Here is a 10,322-nt window from a genome sequence, read left to right as displayed (position 1 = left end):
CAGAATCTCCTTGATATCTTAATGATGCTTCAATAAATTTATGTTTACTATCTTGAAGTATAGCAAGTCTATTTGCCTTTTCAGCAGCTTTTTCACGAACATTAAATTGCCATAGCCAAAGATCATTCAACTTCTTAAGTACACTACTTGGATCCTTTATCACTAGTCTTCTTTTTTCAATGTCACTTTCTAACTCATTTAGTTCCTCACTCTTCATGATTTTGTCAGTATTAATTTCTTGAACTCTTCCAACATCAAAAGATGATAATCCTCTCTTTTCGCAAGCAAAAAGAAACTCGCTATCCGCTGCGTCAATTTCACGCTTAATCGAATCCCATAAATTGCTTGTGTTTAGAAATCCCTCAACTTTCCTATAGTAATCCTCAACTGCTAACTTAACGTTCTCAACTAACCGGTCTTTTTCAACTTTAACAAATGCATCAAATTCTCGAAACCATTCTGCATGTGGAGTTGAAGTACTACTAAAACCAACGTGAAGACTCAATAAGTGTTTTGCTAGTTCATTTAGCTCGATGAATTGTCTTCCATCTTTTCCATTAATGGATTCCGTGTATCTCTTTTCATATAGAAGTTCTTCATGTTTTTTCGCATCATCTTTTATTTCATTTTGAGCATTCCACTTTCTTTCAACTTCTTGATACTCTTGTTTTAGTATTTTTAGCTCAGATTCAAGTCTATCTAGTGTTTTTAATGCCCCATGGCAATCTTGGATTTCGATTTTTAGTGCTCGCTCTTGCTTTTCAGTTGTATTCAGTTCAGTATTCTCAAATCCATCAATTAACTCTACTAATCTATTTGTGGCTTTGTAGCTATCACCACTTATTTTACCTTCAGTTAAGTAGTTGAGTTGTTGTTGACTAAAAAATTTGAGAGGTAAACTCTTAAAGTATGTATCGATATCATGCAAATCTCTATCTTCAACGTTTGCAACACCATCTCGATATACAATTTTATCAAATGTGCCACTACTATCTTTCCAACACACAACCAATTCTGCTTTACTGTTTTTTATTGTGTTCTTAATTCTATTTACACGATCAGTTGTGTTCTGATCCATATCTGAATCACGTTCTTTCCCCATCGCAATCCTTAAGTACTCAAGAATCGTTGATTTGCCAGTTCCCCTTCCACCTATTATGCAATTCATATTGGGGGAAAAGTTTATCTTCTGATTATTTAAATATTCAACATTTTTTATCTCAAGTGATTCGATTCTAGAGTGCTCTATTTGGTTGTTACGATTCTTATCAGTCGTAACATCCTGTGGAAGATAAATACGCGACTGATTATCTAAGAAAGCTTGCCTAAGTGCTTCAATAGAAGGTTCTGACATTTTTATCCATGAATACCTATAACCAATACTATTTGGTTTTGGTGAACCATCAGTGTCTTTAGATAAAAGCATTTTATTATCCGACGCCATCAATGTAGCAATTGGTCTAATTCTACGCCAATTAGGAAGACAACTATCATCTGATTTAAACAATGATTTAAAGTTAGTACTCATCTTACTTACAGGTTTTGGCACTTCAACAGCAAGAAGTTCAGGATTAGTATATTGATCCTGCTGGAGCCAAATCGAAATATTATTGTCATCAAATATGCCATCATCACTTAGACTGTGAGGTAGAACTACTAATCCACTATTTGGTGCGTTTTGTACTATTCTCAAAATCTTCTTAAGATTATAATCTGATTTTTGAAACACACCTGATTGATTAACTCTTGGATGTGCAACCCCACAACTAGTTAAAATTGCATCAATAGTATCTAGGTCCGAATCAGGATTAAAAAGGCAAATAACATGTGCTCCTCGGCCTACTCCTGCCGCTTCAAATTCGAATCCAGGAAATAGCACGATTCTGTGACCAGTCCTTGCTTCTAACTTTTGAAATGCTTCTCTCAAATATGGAATGAAGTCTTTGCTTAAGAAATTGTGGTCAGTTATTGCTACCACATCAAACTTTCCTTGATAACAAGCCTCCGCAAATTCTTGTGCAGCATCAAACTCTTTCCCTGGTTGAATTTTATGACCTAACCAATTCTTCTCATCTACTGGAGTGTGCATATGTAGATTGCATTTGTACCACTTCATTCCCTCGTAATTCGAATTCACGGTTAATCCCCCTTTAATCAATTTGAAATTCATAATTTACTACCTTATAATATTATATCAAAATTATATTTACATATTCAATAAAATTGCTCTATCGAGCACTTGATTGATCAAACGGAAGCACTCGATGATCTATAGCTTCTAATGAGTAAATATATTCATTTTATGAAAATCATTTTCGATGAATCAACAAAAAAGGGATGCCATCCAAGGCAACCCTGATAAATAATGCGATAATATTGTTGAAATTTCAATGAGGTTGAAATTACCTGTAGTTTCCACCGTTGACGTTGATTACCGTACCGGATACGAATCCGGCTTCGTCAGAAGCGAGGAACGCTACGACTGCAGCGATCTCCTCAGGTTCTCCAGGCCTACCAACAGGGATCTCGGCAAGCATTGCCTTCTTCCTGTCCTCAGGGATGACCCTTGTCATCTCGGTGTTGATGAACCCTGGTGCTATGGCATTGACAGTGATGTTCTTCTTTCCAAGCTCTATCGAAAGAGTCTTTGTGAGACCTACCACCCCTGCTTTAGCCGCGGAGTAGTTGGCCTGTCCGAAGTTACCCATCATTCCAGCAAGCGAGCTGATGTTTATGATCCTTCCGTAGCCGTTGGCTTCAAGGTATTTGACGAGCTCCTGGGATACCAGGAACACCGACTTCAGGTCCACTGTCATGACAGCGTCCCACTGCGCATCGGTCATCTTCTTGAAGGAGGCATCCTTGGTTATACCTGCGTTGTTGACGACTATGTCAAGCTTCCCGTACTTCCCGATTATCTTCTCTCCAAGCGCCCTTATCTCATCCCTGTTAGTCACATCACATCTGGCACCGAAGACATCATAGCCTTTTGCCTGAAGCTCCGCTACTGCCTCATTTATCTTCTCCTCGTTGACATCTGTGATTACCACCTTAACGCCGTCTGCAGCAAGCCTTTCGGCCATGGCCCTTCCGAGCCCCTGGGCCGAACCTGTCACTATTGCGACCCTGTCCTTGAAAATCATTTGAATACCTCCTCGATTAATACTTGTAGAAACCCTGGCCGCTCTTCTGGCCAAGCTTCCCGGCCCTGAGCATCTGCTTCAGCACCATGTCCGGTGCATACATGTCGTCACCGAACTCCTCCCTGTAATATTCCAGTATGGTGCAGGTAAGGTCAATACCTCCCATGTCAAGCATCTGGAACGGGCCCATGGGATAGTTAAGTCCAAGCTTCACTGCCGTATCGATGTCCTCAACGTCAGCTACTCCTTCGGACAGCATCTTCGCAGCCTCGTTCATGTATGGCAGAAGAAGCCTGTTCACAATGAACCCAGGCATGTCCTTCTTCACCCTTACAGGAGTCTTTCCAAGGCTCTTTGCGAAGCCAAGGATGGTCTCCGCTGTCTCTGGCTCTGTGAGCTCCCCGCTTATTACCTCAACCAGCTTCATGACATGTACCGGATTGAAGAAATGCATGCCGCAGAATTTCCCAGGTCTTCCTGACCCTGCTGATATCTCGGTTATTGACATTGATGAAGTGTTCGTGCAGAAGATGGCATCCTGACTGCAGATACCGTTCAGAGTCCTGAATACTTCCTTCTTCAGCTCCATGTTCTCAAGCACGGCCTCGCACACCACGTCAACATCTGCAAAATCAGCATAATCAGTGGATTTGCTAACCCTTGCGAGTATGGAGTCCCTTGTCTCCTGGTCCATCTTCCCCTTCTCCACGCTCTTGTCGAGGATCTTTCCCATCCTGACCAGAGCCCTGTCGATGAACTCAGGCTTGATGTCATTGAGGACGACCTCATAGCCTGCGGCAGCGCAGGCTTGTGCTATGCCAAGACCCATTGTTCCTGCGCCGACTACACCTATTTTCTTAATATCCATTCATCTGCCTCCTTATTGCCCTGGCGGGTAAGATAAACCCGCCTCATTCTTGGGACACGGCTTAAGCCGTGTCCATTGACATTCATATCGTATTATTCGCTAGACCACGCCCATCATTGCGAATATGGCAACAACTATCGTAGCTATGGTCGGAGTCACTACAGTGAGCATGAACATGTTGATGTATGCCTGTTTGTGTGTGAGCCTTGAAACTCCAAGGTCGTTGATTATTGCCGCATTGTGTGGAAGTGAATCGAGGCCTCCGCAGGACATGGCCGCAACCCTGTGTATGACCTCCGGATTGATACCGGTAGCGAGGAACTTCTGGCTTAAGCTCTCAAGGGCTATGCCAAGACCGCCTGAAGCCGAGCCTGTGACACCTGCAGCTATGTTTACTGCAACGATGATCTGTACTATAGGTGGTCCAGGTATTGAGTCAAGAGCGCCTATTACAAGGGCATAACCTGCAGATGCGGAGACGACCGAACCGAATGCAACTACTATGCAGATGTTCACGATAGCCATTGTCGCATTGTTTGCACCTTCTGACATCGTCTTTATCATGTTCACGTACTTCTTGTAGAACAGTACTACACAAGTCATGACAGCCGCGAACAAGGCAACCACAGCAGGCTGTTTGAGCAAGTTGAGCACTATCAGGAGCACTATGGAAGGTGTAAGGGCAAGAAGAAGATTCATCTCCTCGAACTTTTCCTCCTTGAGTACAACCTTTGAGATCTCAGTTCCTGTGGGTAGGAAACCTTCCTGGAGCTTTTCAGCCCTTGCGAGCTGGAACTTGATCCATGCGATTCCAAGGACTAGTGAAACGGCAGTACCGATGAGTCCAAGAATTGGTGCCGCTGTCGGTGTGGTACCCAGATACTTTATCGGTATGATGTTCTGTATCGCAGGTGTTCCAGGTAGCATTGTCATCGTATAGACCGACATACCCAGGGATACGAGGGTATATAGCCTCCATGGAATGCCAAGCTCCTCGAACAGGTTCTTGGCGATGATCACCATGGTGAACATTACGACGAAGAGTGAGATCCCGCCGTAGGTGAATACGGAGTTTACTATGACAAGTGAGAATATTGCTACGAACTTCTCATTGCCAGGGAACTTGCTTGCAAGGGCCGAAAGCTTGTAGGCTATGGACTTTGCCGCTCCTGAATCCGCCATCATCTTCCCGTATACGGCAGACAGGAGGAAAATGAGGAAATAGTTCTTGGCGAAGTTTGTGAATCCTGTCATGAAGGGTCCAGTGAAGGAACCGACTATCGGCATCTGTGAAAAAAGGATGACTACCATTGCTGCAAGAGGCGCCGTTATTATTATCGGCACTCCCTTGAATGAGATGAATATTAACACTGCAAGTCCGAGCAGTATGCCTGCCAGGCTTAGATATTCCATGTTTTTCTCCCCTTTTTATCAGTTTATTCTACCTATACCGTACCTTTTAGTAATGATCATCTGTTTTTCTTCGCTTCTATGACCCCCTTAAGACCCATCAGACCGTCCCCGAACAGGCTCCTGTCCATTACCCTGACATCCCTTGCGATCGTCGGTTCGAACTCCATCTGGGAAAGGATGTGCTTCTCAAGGTCTATGCCGGGAGCTATCTCCCTGAGCTCGAGACCCTCTTCAGTAAGTGCGAAAACCGCCCTTTCAGTTATGTATATGACCTCCTGTCCGTTTTCCAGCGCCTGTTTTCCGCTGAAGGTTATCTGCTCGATATCCTTCTTGAACTTCTTTGACTTCCCTTCCCTGACTATGACTACCTTGCCGTCGCTTATCTCAACCTCCAGGCCTCCGGCAGTGAAGGTACCGCAATATACGACCCTCTTCGTTGACTGTGAAATGTCGATGAATCCTCCGCAGCCCGGAATCCTCGGTCCGAACTTGGACACGTTGACGTCACCTGAATGGTTGACCTCCGCGAGTCCCAGGAACGTCACGTCAAGGTAACCAGAATGGTAGAAATCGAACTGTGTCGGTTCGTCTGTTATGCTCCATGGATTGAGAGAAGCACCGAAGTTCAATCCTCCTGCAGGGACACCGCCTATGGCTCCTGCTTCCACTGTCATCACAAGATCACCGGAGCATCCTTCCTCCGCGGCCACCGCGGATACAGCCTCCGGAACCCCTATTCCAAGGTTGACCACTGAATTGGGCACAAGCTCCATTGCAGCGCGCCTTCCTATGACCTTCCTCTCAGACATCTCGAGAGGTTTCATAGAACCTGTAGGGATCTGCCTGTGACCAGCCATGGACTGGTCGTATAGTGAACCGGGAGTCATCCTGTGGTTCTTCTCCACATCCCTGGCGATTACCACCGCATCCACGAATATTCCGCATACTCCGACCAGCTTCGGCTCGATCTGTCCTGCCTTGACATAGTTCTTGACCTGGGCGATTACCTTTCCGCCAGATGCCTTTGCTGCCAGGGCCGCTACCCTCGCCATTGACAGTGCTATCTCATCCTCGAAGCTTATGTTGCCAAGCTCGTCAGCAGTCGTTCCGCGGATGACAGCGATATCCACCTTTGGTGCCTTGTAATAGAGGTAGTCCTCACCGTTAAGGTTAACAAGCTGCACAAGCTCTTCCTTTGTGACAGCGTTCATCCTGCTTCCTGAAACCCTTGGGTCCATGTAGGTCCGAAGGCCTACCCTCGAAAGAAGTCCCTTCTCTCCGTTGCCCCTTGCCCTCAGCACATGGGACACTATGCCCTGAGGCCAGTTGTAAGCCTCTATTTTGTTCTCGTTGACCATTCTTACAACCTGGTCGTTTGAGCCGAAATGCCCTACGATGACCCTCTTCAGCAGTCCGTCATGGGCGAAGTGGTTGAGGCCGGTATTGCCTCCCCTCAGGTCTCCCACACCTGCAGCACACATGAGGGTCAGGTTCCTGGGAGCATTCGTTTCCATGAACCTCTCCTCGATTGCGATGAACAGTTCCTCCGGTGTAGTCGCGAGCATGAAGCCCGAGGTTACCACCGTGTCCCCGTCCTTTATCATCTTTACGGCTTCTTCAGCCGTCCTAAGCTTCAACATACAAGCACCACCTATTCCCTTTCGAAGAGCGCAGCCACACCCTGTCCGCCTGCACAGCAGAAGGTGACTATTCCGCGCTTGACATCCCTCTTCTTCATTTCATACAGAAGCTTAGCCGTAAGGAATCCTCCTGTAGCCGCCAGCGGATGGCCAAGAGCTATGGCACCGCCATTGACGTTCAGCTTTTCAGTATCCATTCCCAGTTCCTTTATGCAGGGCAGGCTCTGTGCCGCGAAAGCCTCGTTCATCTCTATCAGGTCGATATCCTCGTTCTTTAGCCCTGTCCTGGCTAGAAGCTTCCTCACGGCATATACCGGTCCGATTCCCATGATATGGGGCTCCACACCTGCTGACTCGTATCCCTTGAATGTTCCTAGTATCTCGCATCCAAGTTCAATGGCCTTGTTCTTCTCCATTACCACAACAGCGCTGGCTCCATCTGTAAGAGGCGAGCTGTTTCCAGCAGTACAGATTCCATCCTTCCTGCCGCTGGCTACCGGGAGCTTCGCAAGGGTCTCCAGGGTGGTTTCAGGCCTTATCGTCTCATCACTCGCAACCACGGTTACATTGCCCTTCCTGTCCCTGAACTCTATCGGCACGAGCTGCTCATCAAAGGCATGGTTCGCCCAGGCTGCAGCAGCCCTTCTGTGGCTCTCCACTGCAAACCTGTCAACATCCTCCCTGGTGAGGTTGTACATCTCAGCCAGGTTCTCGGCAGTTGCCAGCATGCTGGTCTCCTCGAACCTAACGGGTGAGGTTGATACGTTCAGGAACTTAGGCTCCTGAAGCTGGTACGGCTGGGTTGGCTTTGAAAGCAGCCAGGGCCTCCTGGTATCCATCTCCACACCACCAGTCACCACAACATCATGCTGTCCTGCCATGATAAGCAGTGCTGCGTAGGCAACCCCGTTCAGTGACGATCCGCACTGCCTGTCTATCGTTATCCCTGGCACGCTTATCGGCAGCCCAGCCTCAAGTGCCACATATCTCGCAATGTTGTTGTATTCCTTCTCCATTATGTTGCTGTATATCACTTCCCCGATTTCCTCAGGATCTACCTTGGACCTCTTCACAGCTTCCTTCAGGACTGTGGCTGCAAGCTCGTGAGGAGTTATGCTCGTAAGGGCGCCCCTGTACTTGCCCATGGGTGACCTTACTGCCGATACGACTACTGCTTCTCTCATTATTCTTCCCCTTTCATCTCTTATGGTTACCGCCTTATAAGAGCAAAAACCGTGCCAAATCCTAATGATCCTGTAAACGCTTAGATTCGCAAGGATTTTCACTGAAACCGATTTCCAGCTTGTGAATCAGATTTGATACAAAAAAATGTATCAGATTTGATACCGTTTCAAATCTGATACATCAATAAATTATTCAATTAATCCTGTTTCTTCAGCTTTTTGTAGAGATGTGTCCTGTGTATTCCGAGTACCTCGGCAGCCTTTGCGATACTTCCGTTGCAGTCTCTTAGAGCGGCTTCTATGTATTTCCTCTCGAAATCATCCATGGCATACTTGAGGGGCACAGTTACAGGTTCGCCTGATTCACCACTCTCCATGCTTATCCTGGTTTGAGATGACTTCATGGTTTCCTCAAAGGTTATGTCAATCTCATCGCCGGGCGTAATGATCACGTACCTTTCAATTACGTTCCTCATCTCCCTGATGTTTCCAGGCCAGCTGTAATCGAGAAGGTTGTCCAGAGATTTTTTTGACATCCTCTTGTCCAGTCCGAACTTCCTGTTGAATCGGTTAAGGAACATGTAGGCCAGGGGGATGATGTCCTCCTTTCTATCCCTGAGGGGGGAGATCAACAGAGGTATGACATTTAGCCGGTAGAAAAGGTCTTCCCTGAATTCCCCCTTCTTTACCATCTCCTCCAGGTTCCTGTTCGTGGCTGCAACGATCCTCGCATCCACCTTCCTGTATTTTGTGTCACCCAGTCTTCTTATCTCCCCGGTCTCAATTACCCTCAGAAGCTTCGACTGCATAGGAAGCGGCAGCTCTCCTATCTCATCAAGGAATATGGTTCCTTTGTGGGCAAGCTCGAAAAGCCCTGCGCTTCCGTTAGGATTGGCTCCTGTGAAAGCACCCTTAGTATAGCCGAACAGCTCAGATTCAACCAGGTCGGAAGGTATGGCACCGCAGTTCACAGGTACGAAGACCTCGTCCTTCCTGGGGCTGTGGTCATGGATGTACCTTGCGACGACCTCCTTCCCAACTCCTGACTCGCCTGTTATCAGTACTACGCTGTCAGATTTGGCAATTAGGCTGCAAAGCCTTATCACCTTCTGCATTGCTGCGCTGTTCGCCACAACCTCTCCGCTGCTTCCCGCAAGCTTCGAGAGGTATTTCGAGACATCCTGGTACTTCGCTGAATTAAGCTTCTCAGCCTCAAGCTCACGGGCATAGAATTCCAGGGCAGCCTCGTTCCTCGAATTGGTTATGACATACCTCAGCATCCCTTTGTCATCAAATATGGGCGTGCTTGTGGAAAACACAGCAGTGTCCTTCTCATTCCCTTTTCCAGTCACATGCACTATACCCGAGCATTGCTTCCCGAGCTTCATGCATTCAAGTGCGGTGGACTTAGTGTAGTAACCACTTAAAATAAGGTCATGCACCGTCTTTCCTGAAAGGTCCACCCCCTCAAGCCTGAGCGCTTTGACCATGCTCTTGCTTAAGAGCACTATCCTTGCCTTGCAGTCAGTTATCAGGATATTGTCAAACGACTCTATGAGAAGCTCCTGCAGGTTAAGGTCCTTATTATCTTCATATTGATAAAAATACTTCATGCCACATCTCCGAAACGTTACATTTAATACCTTCTAAAACCAGAAAACATTTACAAATAGGTTATCTCGAATTTATCCAGTAATCAATATATGATATTTATTTAACGTTCTGCTGACAAATTTATCCTTATCGATTTTTGAGAGCTCCCCAATCCTTAATCGTAAGAGTACAGGGTACACGGGACTGTCTAGAATCAGCCTCCAATCAGGCTATTTTATCCCCTTCCTTTAGGGGCAGGCTGACAGCAATCACACGAACCGCCTGAACCAGAAGGAAGGATACGAACGCCATCCCTACAGCGAAAACCGAATATCCCGAAGGTACGTTTGCAACCTCGAAAATGTTCCTTAACACCTGAACGTTGAAAATGATACAGTAGTCAAGGGTCCTTTATCCTTAAAAATCAAGGGCAGGTCACGCTGACCCGCCCTTGATTTTATTGACTTACCAATTTCGTTTA

General features: G+C 46.4%; 8 protein-coding genes. All 8 read right to left on the bottom strand.

Annotated elements, in window-relative coordinates; genetic code table 11:
• Positions 1-2,089: AAA family ATPase (locus T472_RS02625; RefSeq protein ID WP_207643937.1), on the bottom strand; the 2,089-nt coding region annotated here is incomplete at its 3' end.
• A 313-nt stretch (positions 2,090-2,402) separates the two neighbouring features.
• Positions 2,403-3,143, bottom strand: a complete 741-nt coding sequence (gene fabG, locus T472_RS02620; RefSeq protein WP_023389145.1) for a 3-oxoacyl-ACP reductase FabG — start codon at positions 3,141-3,143, stop codon at positions 2,403-2,405.
• Positions 3,144-3,159: 16 nt separating this feature from the next.
• Positions 3,160-4,011: a 3-hydroxyacyl-CoA dehydrogenase family protein gene (locus T472_RS02615; protein WP_023389144.1), complete on the bottom strand. Its 852-nt coding sequence runs from the start codon at positions 4,009-4,011 to the stop codon at positions 3,160-3,162.
• A 99-nt stretch (positions 4,012-4,110) separates the two neighbouring features.
• The gene (locus tag T472_RS02610) at positions 4,111-5,424 is read right to left on the bottom strand and encodes a GntP family permease (RefSeq protein ID WP_023389143.1); all 1,314 of its coding nucleotides are present in this window, start codon (positions 5,422-5,424) and stop codon (positions 4,111-4,113) included.
• A gap of 56 nt (positions 5,425-5,480) precedes the next feature.
• A complete protein-coding gene (locus T472_RS02605) occupies positions 5,481-7,064 on the bottom strand; it encodes an acyl CoA:acetate/3-ketoacid CoA transferase (RefSeq protein ID WP_023389142.1) in 1,584 nt (527 codons plus the stop codon).
• A gap of 11 nt (positions 7,065-7,075) precedes the next feature.
• Positions 7,076-8,248, bottom strand: a complete 1,173-nt coding sequence (locus T472_RS02600; RefSeq protein ID WP_023389141.1) for a thiolase family protein — start codon at positions 8,246-8,248, stop codon at positions 7,076-7,078.
• Between the two features lie 197 nt (positions 8,249-8,445).
• On the bottom strand, positions 8,446-9,861 hold the full coding sequence (locus tag T472_RS02595; protein WP_023389140.1) for a sigma-54 interaction domain-containing protein: 1,416 nt from the start codon (positions 9,859-9,861) through the stop codon (positions 8,446-8,448).
• Positions 9,862-10,066: 205 nt separating this feature from the next.
• Complete coding sequence (locus T472_RS20060; protein ID WP_207643936.1) at positions 10,067-10,216, bottom strand: hypothetical protein; 150 nt, start codon at positions 10,214-10,216, stop codon at positions 10,067-10,069.
• Positions 10,217-10,322 lie beyond the last annotated feature (106 nt).

This window comes from Youngiibacter fragilis 232.1 (assembly GCF_000495435.3).
In the GTDB taxonomy this organism is placed as follows: domain Bacteria; phylum Bacillota; class Clostridia; order Clostridiales; family Clostridiaceae; genus Youngiibacter; species Youngiibacter fragilis.
This window is presented reverse-complemented; position numbering and strand designations above follow the sequence as displayed.